The following is a 15844-nucleotide window of genomic DNA, read 5'->3' as shown; positions in this document are numbered from 1 at the left end:
TCCGCCCCCTTTTCTTTCTAGCTTCGGGCGCTACAACGTTGTTTAAAGAGAATTAAAAAGGGAAATTTCATGCACCTCCTCCTAAAGCGCACTGCCGTTTCGATGATTGCCCTCGTCATGGCAATGCCGCTTTCCGCTGAGGCTCAGACAGCGAAGACGCTGCCGCAAAGCCAGACTCAGATGCAGCTTTCCTTCGCCCCGCTGGTCAAACAGACGGCGGGCGCTGTCGTGAACGTCTATGCCGAGCGTGTGGTGCAGCGTCAGTCTCCATTTGCCGGCGACCCGTTCTTCGAACAGTTCTTCGGACAGCGCATGCCGAATCGCACCGAGAAGCAGTCTTCGCTCGGTTCCGGCGTCATCGTGGAGGCGAATGGTACCGTCATCACCAATAACCACGTTGTCGACGGCGCTGACGACATCAAGATCGCGCTTTCGGACGGCCGCGAATTTCCCTGCAAGGTCGTGCTGAAGGACGATCGTGTGGACCTCGCCGTCCTGAAGATCCAGTCGAAGAATGAGACTTTCCCGGTTCTGCCGCTCGGCAATTCCGATGGCATCGAGGTCGGCGATCTCGTTCTCGCGATCGGCAATCCCTTCGGCGTGGGACAGACGGTAACGAGCGGCATCGTTTCGGCGCTTGCCCGCAATCAGGTCAAGAACGAGGTCGGCTTCTTCATTCAGACCGACGCTTCGATCAACCCCGGCAATTCGGGCGGCGCGCTCGTCAACATGACTGGCGAGCTGATCGGGCTGAATACGGCGATCTTCTCCCAGGGCGGCGGCTCCAACGGTATCGGCTTCGCCATCCCCGCCAATCTGGTCAAGGTCTTCCTCGCCGCCGCCGATCGTGGCGACAAGTCTTTCGAGCGGCCCTATATCGGCGCCTCCTTCGAGCCGGTGACATCCGATGTTGCCGAAGCACTCGGCCTTGACAAGGTGCGCGGTGCGCTGGTGACGAAAGTGGTCGATGGCGGCCCGGCTGCCAAGGCGGGCCTCAAGCCTGGAGAGGTGATTACGGCGCTGAACAACATCTCCATCGAACACCCCGATGCGCTCGGCTATCGCCTGACAACGGCTGGCCTTGGTGCGACGGTGGCATTGACGGTGCTCGACAATGGGAAGGAGCATCAGGCCACGATGACGCTCGCCGCCGCGCCCGAATCCACGCCGCGCGACGAGCGGGTGATCGAAGGCAACAATCCCTTCTCCGGCGCGACCGTTGCCAATCTTTCACCGCGCGTTGCCGATGACCTGCATATGCCGCCGGATTCCACAGGTGTCGTCATCGAAAGCCTGAAGCCGAATTCGCCGGCCGACCGGCTTGGATTTGCCGCCCGCGATATCGTCATTTCCATAAATGGGGTGGCGATCAACACGACGGAAATCCTTCAGAAGACCGTCACGTCAAACCCCAGCTTCTGGCGCGTCGAGATCGAGCGCGACGGCCAGCGTATCAGGCAGTTCTTCCGATGAGCGATGACCTGTTTGCACCGCGGATACCGGAGGAGGTTGCCAATAAGCGGCCTCTCGCCGACCGTCTGCGGCCGCAAACATTGGCCGAAGTCACCGGTCAGGCACATCTGACGGGCGAGGACGGCGTATTGCGCCGGATGATCGAGGCGGGCTCGCTGGGATCGATGATCTTCTGGGGGCCGCCAGGCACCGGCAAGACGACCGTTGCAAGACTGCTTTCGGGCGAGGCGGGTCTCGCCTTCGAACAGATTTCGGCGATCTTCTCCGGCGTTGCCGATCTGAAGAAGGTGTTCGAGGCGGCAAGGCTGCGCCGCATGGATGGCCGCCAGACCCTGCTGTTCGTTGACGAGATCCATCGCTTCAATCGCGCCCAACAGGATAGCTTCTTGCCCGTTATGGAAGACGGCACCGTCATTCTCGTTGGCGCAACCACGGAAAATCCGTCTTTCGAACTCAACGCGGCTCTTCTTTCCCGGGCCCGCGTTCTGACCTTCCGTTCGCATGATGAGGAAAGCCTGGAAGAACTGCTGCGCCGCGCCGAAACGGTGGAAGGCAAGCCGCTGCCGCTGACGGAGGATGCTCGCGCCAGCCTGATCCGCATGGCCGACGGCGATGGCCGCTCGGTGCTGACGCTGGCGGAAGAAGTCTGGCGTGCTGCCCGCAAGGACGAGCTTTTCGATCCCGACATGCTGGTCAAAATTGTCCAGCGCCGCGCGCCCGTCTATGACAAGGCGCAGGACGGTCACTACAATCTGATATCGGCGTTGCATAAATCTGTCCGCGGTTCCGACCCCGATGCCGCTCTCTACTATCTCGCCCGTATGTTCGATGCCGGCGAGGATCCGCTCTATCTTGGACGCCGACTGGTGCGCATGGCGGTGGAGGATATCGGTCTTGCCGATCCGCAGGCGCTTGTCATCTGCAATGCTGCCAAGGACGCCTATGATTATCTGGGGTCGCCGGAAGGTGAGCTGGCGCTGGCCCAGGCCTGCGTCTATCTCGCCACCGCCCCGAAATCCAATGCCGTCTACACGGCCTTCAAGGCCGCGACCCAGGCCGCCAAGCAGAACGGCTCGCTGCTGCCGCCCAAGCATATCCTCAATGCACCGACCAAGCTGATGCGTACCGAAGGCTATGGCGATGGTTATCGCTACGATCACGACGAGCCAGATGCCTTTTCAGGCCAGAATTACTTTCCGGAGAAGATGGGTCGCCAGACCTTCTACGATCCGCCGGAGCGGGGTTTCGAGCGTGAGATCCGCAAGCGGCTGGACTGGTGGTCGAAGCTGCGCAAGGAACGCGGTGAACGCTAGTCCATATATCACCTGACGGTGACGGATTGCCGCTATGCTTTTTGCATGCGTGGAACGGTTACCCTGTCCACCATTTTGACGCTCGATTCCGCCAGGCTCTTATGACCTTCCATATCGACCACCAGATGCCAATGGCCGGCCTCCGGAATGACCAGCCGTATCGGCGATTTCTTGGCGACACCGCCGAGAAACTGATGCTTCAGCGTTTCGGTGAAGCGCTCGAAATTCGAGCCGTTCATCAGCCTGACATTGGCAACGGCCGAGAGCGTGATTTCGATCACCGTTCCGGCGCGCTGTTCCCCGAGATCGTAGTGGCTGTAGCGGAAGGCAGGCTTCGACATGGCTTTCTGTTCTTTGGATATCTGGCCGAAAGCTTACCTAAGGGCGGTTAAGGAAGCGTTGGGCGAGATGCTGTCGAAGCCTGCCAAGGGTCAATTCAGTGCAGATTGGAAGCGGCTTGGACGAAGCTGTCCAGATCGAGGACAGCACCTTCGGGCGCCAGGCAGATATCAGCCGGATTGTGGTTGCATTCTTCAGCTGCGAAGTGCAGGGCAGCTGCTTCATTGCGGAACAGGCCGCCGACAAGGCCTTGCCGGTCCTGAACGATCCAGCTGCCGCGGCGGTCGCGGCCGATGATGAAGCGGGCCGGAGCCGGGGAAATCGTGCTGTGAGCCGAGCGCCGCTGAATATGCTGTGCGTTTGCCATTGTTATTTCCTCTTGGATCTCTTCGATTTCACTCAGTGTCCGGTCAGATACAGCGCCATTTGCAGAGCGGCAGCGATCAGAAGGACAAGTCCGAGGCGCGGAGCGACGGAGCGAATTCCGTCCAGCAATGCGTCCGAAGAGAAGAGCCGCTCGTTGCGCGCAAACACGGCGGCACGAAGGCGTTGGAGAGGGTCGGCGGATAGGCCGACATGCCTGTAGCGTGACATCATAGTTCCTTTCAGTGTCACCAGCACCATGGGTCCGATAAGACCATTTCCGGTGCTACGCTGTTGAATCTATGGGGGAGTTGCTAGGTTTTCCATTTGCCTGAAATGGCAAAAATATAAAAATCTCATAGGGATGAGGCGATTTCACAATCCTAGGCGATAGCCATGACGCGAGGCAAACCGGCCACTGCCGTCGAGTTGAAACGGGGTGATTGCCGCCTGGATGGCCGCAGCCGTCTCTATGCCGACGCCGATCAATGGCAGGCGAACCTCCGCCTCGATATCTCTCACCAGTGACAGGGCGTGCTTGACCGTCGCCGGCTCGCTTTCGCGGGCGAGCGCGCTGAACAATGGCTGCAACCGCTCGTCGATGGATTGTGCCGCGCCGACATTGCCGCAGGCAGCCGAATGCTGCATCGATTGAAAGAGCCGCGGAACGATATTGGCCGCACCCGAGAAGCAGCCATGACCGCCTGCGGCCGTAAAGCCGAATGCGCTGGCGTCATTCGAGGTAAACAGGCCGAACCGCTCCGGCAGAAGGGGGCGCCAGAGGTCGACGCGCGAGATGTCGCTACTGCTATCGGCGATCCCGATAATCCCCCGAATTTCGGCGAACCGCGCGACGGTTGCGGGAGCGAGATCGACTGCGGTATGCGATGGCTGGTTATGCACGATGATGGGCAGCTCGGTCTGCGCCGTCAGCTGCTCGAAATGATGGATGATCCCCTTCTGCGTCGGCTTGGAATAATAGGGGACCGTCACGAAGGCCGCATCGGCGCCAAGGCGCTGTGCCTGTATCGTTTCCTCCAGGGTCGTCTTCGTGTCGTTGGTTCCGGTCGCGACGATGACGGGCACCTTGTCTTCCGAAAGTTCGATGCAGATTTCGATGGCACGAATGCGCTCGGCCTCAGTCAACGTCGGGCCTTCGCCAATCAGCGAACAGACGAGAAGCCCATCGATCCCGCTTAGCAGCTGCCACTCGATATGGGCCATCATGTCGACGCCATCGAAAACGCCGTCGCGGAAAGGCGTGACAAGGGCGGTGATCGCACCGCCGATGCGCCTTCGAAAAGTCGGTCTACTCATCTGTGAAATCTCAGAGGTAATGCAGCACGATGTACAGCTCGAGGGCGCCGAGCAGCAGCCCGAAGGCGAACATCGCCTGAAAGGTGCGCTTTTCCCGGACCTGGCGCGAATGAAGCGGGCGCTTGCGTGATCTTTTCGTTGTTGCTGCCGATGCCGCAACACGATGATGCTTCTCATCGCTGTTGTGAACGAGGACGCGGATGGATTCCGTAAGATTGGGGGCGTGCGTGTCGAGCATGGGATCTGTCTCCATATTCCACCGTAAGCGTAACGCCGGCTCCCATAGGAAATCCATTCGGGGCCAAGGACGAAGGCGTAAGTGAAATATAAAGAACCGACATGCCCGGAGTTCCCCCGGAGACTGGTCTGCGGACCGCTGCCGGAGCATCGAAAAATTATCTGGTGTAGTCTGCCGCCGCTTACTCGGCGCCTTGCTGGTTCTTGCGGTCGAGCTGCGTTACCAGCGCCAGGATCGTCGCCGAGACCGGAGTCGGCACATTTACGAGCTTGCCGAGCGAAACGACGACCCCGACGAGGGGCGTGATTTCCAGCGCCTTGCCGGCAAGCAGATCCTGCAGCATCGAGGTGCGCACAGGGCCGATCTGACGGGAACGCTCAAGACGTTCCTCCACGGACATGGCGATGTTCGATCCCAAAGCCTCGGCAACGGCTTTTACCTCGCTCATCACCTGACCGACCATGGTCGCGAGCGCGGGATCGTCCATGATATCGGACATCAAACCGCGGGTCAGCGCACTGATCGGATTGAAGGCGGCGTTGCCCATGAGCTTGCTCCAGATATCGTCGCGTATGCGCGAGGAAATCGAGACATTGACGCCGGCCCGCTGCAGCAGTGCTGCGATGGCTTCGATATCGCCGGTCGTCTCGCCGGAAGGTTCGCCAAGAATGAAATGTCCGTTGTTGGCGAGCTTGACCTCGCCGGGTGCGACGACTTCCGCTCCCTGATAGGCAACGCAGCCGATGACGCGCTCCGGCCCGATCAGGCGCCAGAGATCACCGTTCGAATCGAGCTCTTCCATCTGGTACTCGGCATGGCCGCTTTGACGGTCCCGATGGAAATACCACCATGGAACGCCGTTGAGGATCATGACGACGCGGGTGCCCGAATGCAGCAGTTTCGCAATGCCGGGGACAGCTGCCGCAAGCTGATGGCCTTTGAGGCCGGTGATGACAAGATCCTGCGGCGGAAGTTCGCCAGCATCGGCCGTTGCGGTCATCTGCGCGACGAGGGGACTATCCGCATCGGCTTCCCACAGGCTTATGCCGCCGGCGCGAATGGCCTCCAGATGGGCTCCGCGCGCTACGACGGAAACCTTTGTCTGGCCCTCATGGGAGGAGGCGAGCTTGGCCGCGATCGCCCCGCCGAGTGCGCCGGCGCCGTAGACACAGATATTCTTGAAGGGAGAGGGCGTCATGATTTGATGCTCCGAATGAAGTCGCATGCTCTGCCAAGATATGGCGTGCCCGTGATTTAGCGAGTGGTTTATCAGATTGTCGGCAATTGGAATTGAAAATCGCCAGACCTTCCGACACACTACAGTCTTATCGAAATTTCACCATACTCGTCCGAGCGCGAATGGGGTTAACAGGTAAAGGAAATACCTTCTCAGCCGTCGCTGCTTCACCCGGATTTTGTGAACAGATTATGTTTTCACTCCATACATTTGGCGGTTTGAAGCTTTTGGACGGCGATGGTCACGAGGTCGCCTTTCCCGAAAAGGGTCTGTTGATCCTGGTCTATCTGATGCTGGAACCAACGTCGCGCGCGTCGCGCAGCGCGATCGCCCGGTTTTTGTGGGGAGACGACAATGGCAGTGCGCAGGTCAATCTGCGCAAGCTGGTTTCGCGTGTCAGGGTTCGTCAGGAAGCACTCGGGAGATCATTTCTGCGTTTCAGCGAGACAGCCGTCGAACTCGACGCGCCTCCAACCACCTCCGATCTCTGGTTCGCGCGCACGGATGATGGCAGACCGATCTTTGTAAGATTGCAATCGCTGGTGAGGACGCTCGCGGCGGAATTCCTGCAGGGCACCGATTGCCAGAGCGCGGTTTTCTTTCATTGGCGGGAGGCGCAAAGCGGCAGGCATCTGTCGGCACTGAAGGCGGCGCTGAATGCCGCTGCCGCCGAAGCCAATGGTATGGCGGATGTCGCTCTGGTGAGAGAGGCGGCACTCCTGGTCTTTGGTATAGATCCCGAAGATCGCGATATTCATCGCATCCTGTTGCGGATATTCGATGCGGAAGGTGAGGTGGAGCACTTCAGGCAGATTTTCGCGCAGCGTGCCGCGCTGCTGGCCTCATGGTCGGCGCAGCGGGATTATGCTTCGGAAATTCGAGCCGGGGATGCCCACCATGAACGGATTTCAGCTGCGCGAGCGAGGGTGAAGATACCCCTCCTGCTCCTGCCTTCCACGGAGGGTCAAGGGAAAGATTATGATGCCTCATCCCTCGTGAACGATATCACAATCGGTTTCTGCGCGCTGGACAGTCTTCAGATTGCGGATCGTTACACGGCGGTCCGGGTTGGCAGGGCTGGGGAACGTGCCGTTGCAACTTTCGACCAATGGGATCGCTCCTACCTTCTCGAGATGCGGCTTAGCCTTCGCGACAACGGACCGCTGCTGTTTTCGCAACTGGTCGACGCCGCAAGCGATGAAATCATCTGGGCCGAGCGCACCAGCCTCGGACAATCCTCGCCCGAAGAGCGGAGACAGGCGGTCGCACGTCATATCGTGCTGTCGCTTGCAGGGCAGATCGAAAGGCGGGAGATGATGAGGTCGCATTTCGAGGAAAATCCAGCGGCCTATCAGCGCTATCTCGCCGGCAAGCGTTACATCGAGCGCCTCTCCGTACCCGATCTGCAGAGGGCGCGTGGGGAGCTTGAGATGGCGCTGCGCATCGGCGGCCACTTCGCGCCTGCCTTGAGCTCAATGGCCCGCACCTACTCCAAAGAATGGGTACTGACCTTCGGTGGCGATGCGGCCTTGCTGGACGAGGCGGAAAGCTATGCGATGCAGGCCATCGCAGCGCGGCGCGATATCGCCGACGGCTATCGCGAGCTTGGCATGACGAAGGTCTTCCGGAAGGCGAGTGAGGAGAGCATCGAGGCCTTGAAACTGGCTGAAGCCCTTAATCCGGGCCATGCCGGCATCATTGCCGACCATGCAGAGGCTTTGCTTCATGCGTCCCGGCCGGATCTGGCGCTGACGAAGATTGAAAGCGCCATGGCGCTCAATCCGGTAAGCCCCGATACCTATCTTTGGACTGCTTCCGTGGCGAGCTATACGCTCGGTCGCTTCGAAGCTGCCCTCGATTATATTGGCCGAATGGCGAATGCACGCCTGGCGGACAGGATTTCCGCGGCCAGCTGGGCGATGCTCGGGCATGAGGAAAAGGCAGGCTTTTTCGTTCGGCGCGTCCAAAGAACCAACCCGGATTTCGATGTTGATCGATGGCTTTCCGTCGTGCCGTTCAAGGAGCAATGGCAGCGTGACATCTATCGGGAAGGGCTGCGCCGGGCAGGTTTCTGGAAGGCAATCCCGAACGTGACCATGGCATAGCAGCAGTCCGCCATCGGATGAAAGTGTCGTCCTTACTCACGTCAGTGTTTTCCGATCGACACGGGGTCGGGCTAGTCTTTACCACAATCGCATCCTAACCTCTGCCATATCGCTCTGGACCGTGGACAACCGGTGCGGTATCGATTTGTTAATTGTCCTTTCTAAGTTGATGAATTCGCCGGGGAAGATCGTTGCGTTTCGAAGCCCTCAACCGTCTCTGGGATAGCGTTCGGGAGACCAGCCATGATTTCCGTGCCTCGACGGATGTGTTTCCCGTCGTCGATATCGAAAAGCTGGGCACGACTCTCGACCTGAAGGAAAAGGGTGCCGCTGCCGGGCGTCAGAACCGGCCGCCGCCGGATGCGCAATCGCATGACGAGACGGAGCAGCGCATCATCGCCTGGGTCGAGGCGGAAAAGAAAAGCTCCTACCAAATCCTCGAAGATCAGTTCCAGACTTTTGACAGCCGCTTGCGCAACCTCGATTTCGAGGGCCAGTTCGGACTGATCCGCCAGGCGAACGCATCAAGCGTTTCGGATTTCAAGGCGGAAGTGGCAAGCGGCGTGGACGAGCTTCATGGCCTGCGCCGCAAGCTGAAGACGGCCGAGGATGAAATGGTGGGCTTCAAGGCCAGACATAAGCTGCAGCGGGCCGCCAAGGTTTCAAGCAGGGCAGCCTGGGGCTTCAAGGTCTCGCTGATCGTCTTCCTCGTGCTCATCGAAATGGTGATGAACGGCAGTTTTCTCGCCAAAGGAAGCGAGCAGGGTCTCGTCGGTGGTGTAACCGAGGCGGCCGCCTTCGCCTTCCTGAACATCGGCACGGCATTGATGTTCTCTTTCTTCTGCGTCCGTTTTCTGGTGCATCGCTCCTTTGCGCTGAAGCTGCTCGGCCTGCTGGGGCTTGTCGCCTATGTCGCCGTGGCTTTGGGCATCAATATCGCGCTAGCGCATTATCGCGAGGTCTCTGCAACGATCCTGAGCGGAGCCGGTGCCGAGGTGATCCAGCGGCTCAAGACCGCACCGCTCGGGTTGCAGGAGCTGAACTCCTGGATGCTCTTTGCCATTGGTCTGATGTTCTCGCTCGTCGCCTTCATCGATGGCTGCTATCTCACCGACCCCTATCCCGGCTTTGCCGGCGTCCAGAAGCGTCTCGATGCGGCCAGAGACAACTACATCGACCGCAAGCTTGATCTGATCGAAGATCTTCGCGAGATCCGCGACGAGCACAACAGCAAGATCGAGGAGATCATCCGCGACCTCTCGCTGCGCCGGCAGGAAACGGCTGCCATCATCGCGCATCGCGCCAGGACCGCAGGCCTCTTTGCCGAACACCAGAACCATCTCGAGCGTGCCGCCAATGTGCTGCTCACCTCTTATCGCGATGCGAACCGGGCCGTGCGCACCGAGCCGGAGCCGTCATACTTCAAAGCCGCTTACAAGATGGAGCGCCTGACGCCCGTTATTCGCACGGAAGAGGAATGGGACGACAAAGTGCTGGGCTCGCGTATCCAGAGCGCCCAAGCGGAGCTTTCGGAGCAGATCAAGCGGATCGGCGACGAATTCGAGCGCGCCATCGAAAAATACCATCAGCTCGATAATCTTTTCCCGGAGAGCATCCTTGGCGCGACGCAAGCGGCGTAGCCGGCGCGGCGGATCCGCCGGTCTCATCATCGCAACGGTTTGTCTCGCCGTCCTGTCCCTCGGGATCGTCGGCGCCTATGGTTGGCTGCGCTACAAGGCAAGCGGCAATGTCGCCGTCGACCAGGCCTCGCTCTGCCCCGTGGATGGCCCGAAGGCGGAAACGGCTATCCTGCTCGATGTCACCGATCCGATATCAGATACGACGGCGCTCGATCTGCGCAACCAATTCCAGAAGATCGTCGCGGACGTGCCGATCGGCGGCGCCATCGATATCTATGCGCTCACCGAAAAGGAAGGTGAGCTGATCCAGACCTTCCATGGCTGCAATCCCGGAAGTGGCGCGAACGTCGACGAATGGACCAGCAATCCGCGGCTGGCGCAGGCGCGATGGGAGAAGGGTTTCCAGAAGCCGCTCGCCGATATCGCCGGCAAGCTGACGGCGGGCGAGTCCGGCCGACTGTCGCCGATCATGGCCGCCATTCAGAAGATCAATCTGGAGGTTTTCGCAAATGCACCGATCGGCATCTCGAAGCGGCTCTACATTGCCTCCGACATGATCGAGCACACGGCCGCCTTCTCGAATTATCGAGATGGGGTCTCCTATCAGAAATACCAGCAAAGCCCGGCAAATGACCGTTTCCGCACGTCACTGGACGGTGTCACGGTCAAGATCCTTGCCTTTCAAAGGCCCAACATGAAGTTCAGCATGGAGGATCTTGCGAACTTCTGGGCGCAATGGATCAAGAACAACAAAGGTGATTTTGGCGGCTTCGTGCGGCTGGAGGGGATACGCTGATGGCCAATACCGACGCCAGATATCTCGTCCGGGATTATGGGCCGATGGTGCTATTCGCCTCCATCACCATTGGCGGCATGATTTTCATCTGGTCGTCGAAGCTCATGGGCTGGTCACTGCCTGTCGTGACCGGCGTGCCGCTGGTGTTGATGGGGATCTACTTCATCGTATCGCTGGCCGTTGCCGGGTTCCGGCTGCACAATGAGCAGGCGGGCGACAACCTCTATTACATGGGTTTTCTCTTCACCCTATCGAGTCTCGGCGTATCGCTCTATCTCTTTGCCGGGGAAACATCGATCGAAACCATCGTCCGCAATTTCGGCATCGCGGTTACCTCGACGATTGCCGGCGTGACGCTGCGCATCCTCTTCAACCAGATGCGGCGCGATCCGATCGACATCGAACGCAGCGTACGCCATGAGCTTGCCGAGATGACGCGGCGTGTCCGCACGGAACTCGATTCCTCCTCGCGCGAATTCTCCCATTACCGCCGCGTCAGCAATCAGATGCTGTCGGAAGGGTTCGAGGAGATCGCGCGGCAGGCCGAGCGCAATGGCCAGGAGATCAACAAGATCCTGGAATTGCTGGCGAAGCAGGCGGTAACCCCGATCAACGACGCAGCCGCCCAGTTGACGACGACGACATCGCAGCTTTCGGAGATCATCGGCACATTCGGTACTGCCGTCGAGAATGTCGGCAAGAAGCTCGAGGAAATCCGCGCGCCGGAGGACGTCGTACGCGCCGAGCTGGCACCAGCGATTGCCGCCATCAAGGAGATGTCGGAGGCGCAATTACAGCCATTGCGCAATATCGAGCTGGCGCTCGGTCGTGTGGCCGAAGCGATGGGGCAAGCGCCGCTGCCGAAGCCCGATGGCGATATCGCGGCTGAGCCGGAGGCCGTGCCGCGAAAACGCTGGTGGCATCTATGGTAGCTGGAGGCCCGGACAACAAGCCGAAACTGGAGCACAAGGGCTATAATCGTGGCCTCATCCTTGGCCTGACGATGGCCGAATCCATGCTGCTTCTGGTTTTCTGCCTGCTGCTCGTGGCTGCCGCCATGATTTCCGCTGAGAGAAACAAGCGCTACGAGGTCGAGCGGAAGCTTGAGAAGGTCGAGCAGCAAGTCGCTGCGCTGGAGAAGAAGCGAGCTGAGCAGGCGGCTGAGATCGTGCTTCTCCAGTCCAAGGTCGTCTCCGGCGATCTCTCCGCTGCCGACAAGGCCGTGGTGGACAAGCAATGGCGGGAACTGGTGCTGGCGAAAGAAACACTCGACAGCATGGCGGATGAGGGGGCGACAACGGCCGATCTGCAATCGCTTTCCAAGGTTGCCGCCGTTCTAAAAGAACATGGCGTCTCGCTGGCGGCGGCACCCGATGAGGTCAACAAGCTCTTGGCCGGCAACGCGGGCGGGAAGGGCGCACACGACTGGCCGCCCATCATCAATCTCGACGATGCCAAGAAGAACTATTTCCAGTCGGGGAGCGCCGAACTCACGGGCACCTTCTCCCAGCTCCTCAGCACGACCATCACGGATGAAATCGCCAGCAATCTGAGCCTCTATGGCGCCAATATCGTCGAAGTGATCGGCCACACGGACGAGCAACCGGTGGCGCGCGAAAAATCCAATCTCGACGATACGATCATCGGCGCGATGGACGGCAAGCTGCCGGTTTCCGCCCTGCTGCCGGCTGACAATGCCGGCCTCGGCCTCGCCCGCGCCATTGCTGTTGCCAATGTGCTCAAGGCCAATCCGAAGCTGAAGAGCGCCACTATCCTGCCGATGTCCGCCGCACAGCTGATCTTGCCCGGCGATACCGTCACGTCTGGCCAAAGCGGCGCCGTCGAGGCACGACGCCGCATCGAAATCCGCGTGCGCGGCAGGACAACGCCCGTCGCCGTCATCAACGCCGGTGCCGCCCCATCAGTGAATACGCAATAGTGCCCAATCGGCAAGGCATCAGCTTCTGAGGCCGGGTGCCTCGTAACCTGTGCGCTCGACATATTCCGTGTAGCCGCCGGGATATTGATGGATGCCTTCGGGTGTCAGCTCCAGTACCCGGTTGGAGAGCGCCGCCAGGAAATGCCGGTCGTGCGAGACGAACAGCATCGTGCCTTCATATTGCGAAAGCGCCTCGATCAGCATCTCCTTGGTGTCGAGATCGAGATGGTTGGTCGGCTCGTCGAGCACCAGCAGGTTCGGCGGATCGAAGAGCATGATCGCCATCACGAGCCGCGCCTTCTCGCCGCCCGACAGCACCCGGCATTTCTTTTCGATATCGTCGCCAGAGAAGCCGAAGCAGCCGGCCAGCGCCCGCAGCGAGCCTTGACCGGCCTGCGGAAAATCATGCTCGAGCTGCTGAAACACGGTGCGCTCTCCATCCAGCAGATCCATGGCGTGCTGGGCGAAATATCCCATTTTCACGCTGGCGCCGAGCGCAACGCTGCCCTCGTCCGGCTGCGTCGAGCCCGCAACCAGCTTCAGGAGTGTGGATTTGCCGGCGCCGTTGATGCCCATGATGCACCAGCGCTCGCGGCGTCGCACCATGAAATCCAGTCCTTCATAGATGGTGCGGCTGCCATACTTCTTGTGGACGTTCTTCAGCACGGCCACGTCTTCGCCCGAGCGCGGCGCCGGCTGGAATTCGAAGGCGACGGTCTGTCGGCGCTTCGGCGGCTCGACGCGATCGATCTTTTCCAGCTTCTTCACGCGGCTCTGCACCTGCGAGGCATGCGAGGCACGTGCCTTGAAGCGCTCGATGAACTTGATTTCCTTGGCGAGCATCGCCTGCTGGCGCTCGAACTGCGCCTGCTGCTGCTTCTCGTTCTGCGCGCGCTGCTGCTCGTAGAATTCATAGTCGCCCGAATAGCTGGTGAGATTGCCACCATCGATTTCGATGATCTTGGTGACGATGCGGTTCATGAACTCGCGGTCGTGCGAGGTCATCAGCAACGCGCCTTCGTAGCCCTTCAGGAAGGATTCGAGCCAGATCAGGCTTTCGAGATCGAGATGGTTGCTCGGCTCGTCAAGCAGCATGACGTCGGGGCGCATCAGGAGGATGCGGGCAAGTGCCACACGCATCTTCCAGCCGCCAGACAGCCCGCCGACATTGCCGTCCATCATCTCCTGGCTGAAGCTCAGGCCATCAAGCACTTCACGGGCGCGGCCCTCAAGCGCGTAACCATCGAGTTCCTCATAGCGCGCCTGCACTTCGCCATAGCGCTCGATGATCTCATCCATCCTGTCGGCCTGGTCCGGATCGCTCATTGCTGCTTCGAGTTCGCGAAGTTCGGCGGCAACGGCGCTGACGGGACCGGCGCCCTCCATCACTTCCGCGACGGCACTGCGTCCCTCCATCTCACCGACATCCTGATTGAAATAACCGATGGTGACGCCCTTATCGACGGAAACCTGCCCCTCGTCGGGCTGCTCCTGGCCGGTAATCATCCTGAAAAGCGTCGTCTTGCCTGCGCCGTTCGGCCCGACGAGACCGACGCTCTCGCCCCTGTTGAGCGCCGCGGATGCCTCGATGAAGAGGATGCGATGGCTATTCTGCTTGCTGATATTTTCGATACGAATCATGGTTACGCGAGGCCCAAAGAAAGTTTTTCGGGGGCCTTATGCCATGGGTGGGGCGCTCTGTCGCAAGTTTTCGAGCGGAGATGTGAGATCAATAGCGAACTGACGTTCAAGGGCGACAATTTCCGCCAAGCCTACTTGCCCTACGGAAAAGAAACTTTTGACGGGACGACGGATTCTGGCCCACACGCCCGTTCAATCAACATGGCTTCCGGGAGGACCGGCGCGCGGTCGGATCGCCGGCTGCTTTCCGCTCGATCGGAAGCCGCTATATTCATTGTCATTCCTCTCAGCCGAGTTTTGCAGATGAAAATTCTGAAAAGCATTCGGAGCCGGGTTTTCTTCCGACTGTCGATCGCAGCATTAGTCGCCATCGGGATGTCGAGCGAAGCTCAATTAGCCAATGCGGCTTCCCAACACCAGCGGCTCAATGAGCCAGTCAAGGAGATTGCGGATCAGCGCCTGCTTCTTAATACGCCCGAGGGGATGGGTGAGTTGCCCGTCTACGCGGATCATGCGATCGAAGCGGCGTCGCCCGACGTGACGAAGGTGCTGATCATCGTCCACGGCACGCTTCGAAACGCCGATGCTTATTATGCGACCGGGCAGGAGGTGCTCGCAAAGGCAGGCGATCTCGCTGACGGTACTATGGTGGTTGCGCCGCAATTCCTGATAAGACCGGATTTGAACGCTTTCTCGCTGTCTGCGCAGACGCTGGCCTGGACGCAGAATGGCTGGAAAGGCGGAGAAGCCGCCCGCCAGCCGGCGCCGATCAGTTCCTTCGCCGCGCTCGATGCCCTGCTGCAGCATTTCGCTGACCGTCGCCTGTACCCTTCGCTGAAGACCATTGTCGTGATGGGGCATTCGGCCGGGGCACAATTGGTCCAGCGCTATGCCGTCGCCGGACGGGAGGCGGAAAATCTGACGAGCGCCGGCATCTCCGTCCGCTATCTCGTGGCCAATCCCTCGAGCTATCTTTATTTCGACAACGAGCGGCCGGCCTTACCGGATCAGCAGGCAGGGCTGGCTTCCTGCCCGAAGGCGACGCAATGGCGATACGGACTCGCCGGCGCTCCACCATACGTATCCTCGCAGGACCCGAAGCTTCTCGAAACGAGATATGCCGCGCGCAACGTGGTTTATCTGCTGGGGCAGGCGGACACGAATCCCTATACCCATTTCATCGACCGCTCCTGCGGGGCGATGGCGCAAGGGCCGTATCGGCTTGCGCGCGGGCTCACCTATTTTGACTATATGAAGAAGCGGCATCCTTCCGATCTCGATCAGAAGGTCGTCGAGGTACCCGGCGTGGGGCATGATGATGAAGGGATGTTCGCCTCGGATTGCGGCATTACCGTTCTGTTCGATCGACCAGTGCCGCCGTCCTGCCCGGTTATCGATGGGACTGCAAAACTATCCGGAGCGGTACCGTAAGTTTTCTCGAGT

Annotated in this window: 15 protein-coding genes; 8 read left to right on the top strand and 7 right to left on the bottom strand. The window is 59.8% G+C overall.

Features of this window, described 5'->3' with window-relative positions; genetic code table 11:
* Positions 1-69 precede the first annotated feature (69 nt).
* Together GDN47_RS22065 and GDN47_RS22060 are read left to right on the top strand one after the other, a co-directional pair.
* Positions 70-1473 (top strand): DegQ family serine endoprotease, encoded by a 1404-nt coding sequence (locus GDN47_RS22065; protein WP_113333533.1) that lies wholly within the window; start codon positions 70-72, stop codon positions 1471-1473.
* Complete coding sequence (locus GDN47_RS22060) at positions 1470-2786, top strand: replication-associated recombination protein A (protein WP_112341028.1); 1317 nt, start codon at positions 1470-1472, stop codon at positions 2784-2786. The genes GDN47_RS22065 and GDN47_RS22060 overlap by 4 nt, the downstream gene beginning before the upstream one ends.
* 32 nt (positions 2787-2818) lie before the next feature.
* Here the strand turns inward: GDN47_RS22060 and GDN47_RS22055 are convergent, their stop codons facing one another.
* The 6 genes from GDN47_RS22055 to GDN47_RS22030 all read right to left on the bottom strand — a co-directional run bounded on the left by GDN47_RS22055 (position 2819) and on the right by GDN47_RS22030 (position 6241).
* Positions 2819-3127, bottom strand: a complete 309-nt coding sequence (locus tag GDN47_RS22055) for a DUF1883 domain-containing protein (RefSeq protein WP_113333532.1) — start codon at positions 3125-3127, stop codon at positions 2819-2821.
* A gap of 95 nt (positions 3128-3222) precedes the next feature.
* Positions 3223-3492, bottom strand: a complete 270-nt coding sequence (locus GDN47_RS22050) for a hypothetical protein (RefSeq protein WP_113352664.1) — start codon at positions 3490-3492, stop codon at positions 3223-3225.
* 32 nt (positions 3493-3524) lie between these two features.
* Positions 3525-3719: a hypothetical protein gene (locus GDN47_RS22045; RefSeq protein WP_152094259.1), complete on the bottom strand. Its 195-nt coding sequence runs from the start codon at positions 3717-3719 to the stop codon at positions 3525-3527.
* A gap of 144 nt (positions 3720-3863) precedes the next feature.
* A complete protein-coding gene (gene dapA, locus GDN47_RS22040; protein ID WP_152094258.1) occupies positions 3864-4805 on the bottom strand; it encodes a 4-hydroxy-tetrahydrodipicolinate synthase in 942 nt (313 codons plus the stop codon).
* Positions 4806-4815: 10 nt separating this feature from the next.
* On the bottom strand, positions 4816-5043 hold the full coding sequence (locus tag GDN47_RS22035) for a hypothetical protein (RefSeq protein WP_152094257.1): 228 nt from the start codon (positions 5041-5043) through the stop codon (positions 4816-4818).
* A 181-nt stretch (positions 5044-5224) separates the two neighbouring features.
* Positions 5225-6241 (bottom strand): ketopantoate reductase family protein, encoded by a 1017-nt coding sequence (locus GDN47_RS22030; RefSeq protein ID WP_152094256.1) that lies wholly within the window; start codon positions 6239-6241, stop codon positions 5225-5227.
* Positions 6242-6471: 230 nt separating this feature from the next.
* On the opposite strand from GDN47_RS22030, the gene GDN47_RS22025 reads away from it, so the two are divergent.
* From GDN47_RS22025 to GDN47_RS22005, 5 genes are all read left to right on the top strand, one after another.
* Positions 6472-8385, top strand: a complete 1914-nt coding sequence (locus tag GDN47_RS22025; RefSeq protein WP_152094255.1) for an AfsR/SARP family transcriptional regulator — start codon at positions 6472-6474, stop codon at positions 8383-8385.
* A 191-nt stretch (positions 8386-8576) separates the two neighbouring features.
* Positions 8577-10025, top strand: a complete 1449-nt coding sequence (locus tag GDN47_RS22020; protein ID WP_152094254.1) for a hypothetical protein — start codon at positions 8577-8579, stop codon at positions 10023-10025.
* Entirely contained in the window at positions 10003-10821 is an 819-nt protein-coding gene (locus tag GDN47_RS22015) for a hypothetical protein (protein WP_113352658.1), read from the top strand. Before GDN47_RS22020 ends, GDN47_RS22015 begins: the two co-directional genes overlap by 23 nt.
* Positions 10821-11753: a hypothetical protein gene (locus GDN47_RS22010; protein ID WP_152094253.1), complete on the top strand. Its 933-nt coding sequence runs from the start codon at positions 10821-10823 to the stop codon at positions 11751-11753. Before GDN47_RS22015 ends, GDN47_RS22010 begins: the two co-directional genes overlap by 1 nt.
* The gene (locus GDN47_RS22005) at positions 11747-12760 is read left to right on the top strand and encodes an OmpA family protein (protein WP_152094252.1); all 1014 of its coding nucleotides are present in this window, start codon (positions 11747-11749) and stop codon (positions 12758-12760) included. The genes GDN47_RS22010 and GDN47_RS22005 overlap by 7 nt, the downstream gene beginning before the upstream one ends.
* Positions 12761-12778: 18 nt before the next feature.
* On the opposite strand, the gene GDN47_RS22000 is transcribed toward GDN47_RS22005, so the two are convergent.
* Positions 12779-14401 (bottom strand): ABC-F family ATP-binding cassette domain-containing protein, encoded by a 1623-nt coding sequence (locus tag GDN47_RS22000; RefSeq protein ID WP_152094251.1) that lies wholly within the window; start codon positions 14399-14401, stop codon positions 12779-12781.
* Between GDN47_RS22000 and GDN47_RS21995 the strand changes: the two genes are divergently transcribed.
* On the top strand, positions 14363-15832 hold the full coding sequence (locus tag GDN47_RS21995; RefSeq protein ID WP_233790054.1) for an alpha/beta fold hydrolase: 1470 nt from the start codon (positions 14363-14365) through the stop codon (positions 15830-15832). The two genes, GDN47_RS22000 and GDN47_RS21995, sit on opposite strands and share 39 nt — an antisense overlap.
* The last annotated feature ends 12 nt before the right edge of the window (positions 15833-15844 follow it).

Origin of the sequence: Martinezella dioscoreae (assembly GCF_009176305.1) — a bacterium.
Taxonomy (GTDB): Bacteria; Pseudomonadota; Alphaproteobacteria; order Rhizobiales; family Rhizobiaceae; genus Rhizobium; species Rhizobium dioscoreae.
Note: the sequence above shows the minus strand (reverse complement) of the source record. Positions and strands in the feature narration are given on the sequence as shown.

What these genes read in the sequence shown, in the direction of transcription:
- GDN47_RS22065 (WP_113333533.1), top strand. Translation starts at nt 70, where the DNA reads ATGCACCTCCTCCTAAAGCGCACTGCCGTTTCGATGATTGCCCTCGTC.
- GDN47_RS22060 (WP_112341028.1), top strand. Translation starts at nt 1,470, where the DNA reads ATGAGCGATGACCTGTTTGCACCGCGGATACCGGAGGAGGTTGCCAAT.
- GDN47_RS22055 (WP_113333532.1), bottom strand. Translation starts at nt 3,127, where the DNA reads ATGTCGAAGCCTGCCTTCCGCTACAGCCACTACGATCTCGGGGAACAG.
- GDN47_RS22050 (WP_113352664.1), bottom strand. Translation starts at nt 3,492, where the DNA reads ATGGCAAACGCACAGCATATTCAGCGGCGCTCGGCTCACAGCACGATT.
- GDN47_RS22045 (WP_152094259.1), bottom strand. Translation starts at nt 3,719, where the DNA reads ATGTCACGCTACAGGCATGTCGGCCTATCCGCCGACCCTCTCCAACGC.
- dapA (WP_152094258.1), bottom strand. Translation starts at nt 4,805, where the DNA reads ATGAGTAGACCGACTTTTCGAAGGCGCATCGGCGGTGCGATCACCGCC.
- GDN47_RS22035 (WP_152094257.1), bottom strand. Translation starts at nt 5,043, where the DNA reads ATGCTCGACACGCACGCCCCCAATCTTACGGAATCCATCCGCGTCCTC.
- GDN47_RS22030 (WP_152094256.1), bottom strand. Translation starts at nt 6,241, where the DNA reads ATGACGCCCTCTCCCTTCAAGAATATCTGTGTCTACGGCGCCGGCGCA.
- GDN47_RS22025 (WP_152094255.1), top strand. Translation starts at nt 6,472, where the DNA reads ATGTTTTCACTCCATACATTTGGCGGTTTGAAGCTTTTGGACGGCGAT.
- GDN47_RS22010 (WP_152094253.1), top strand. Translation starts at nt 10,821, where the DNA reads ATGGCCAATACCGACGCCAGATATCTCGTCCGGGATTATGGGCCGATG.
- GDN47_RS22005 (WP_152094252.1), top strand. Translation starts at nt 11,747, where the DNA reads ATGGTAGCTGGAGGCCCGGACAACAAGCCGAAACTGGAGCACAAGGGC.
- GDN47_RS21995 (WP_233790054.1), top strand. Translation starts at nt 14,363, where the DNA reads ATGGCTATTCTGCTTGCTGATATTTTCGATACGAATCATGGTTACGCG.
- GDN47_RS22000 (WP_152094251.1), bottom strand. Translation starts at nt 14,401, where the DNA reads ATGATTCGTATCGAAAATATCAGCAAGCAGAATAGCCATCGCATCCTC.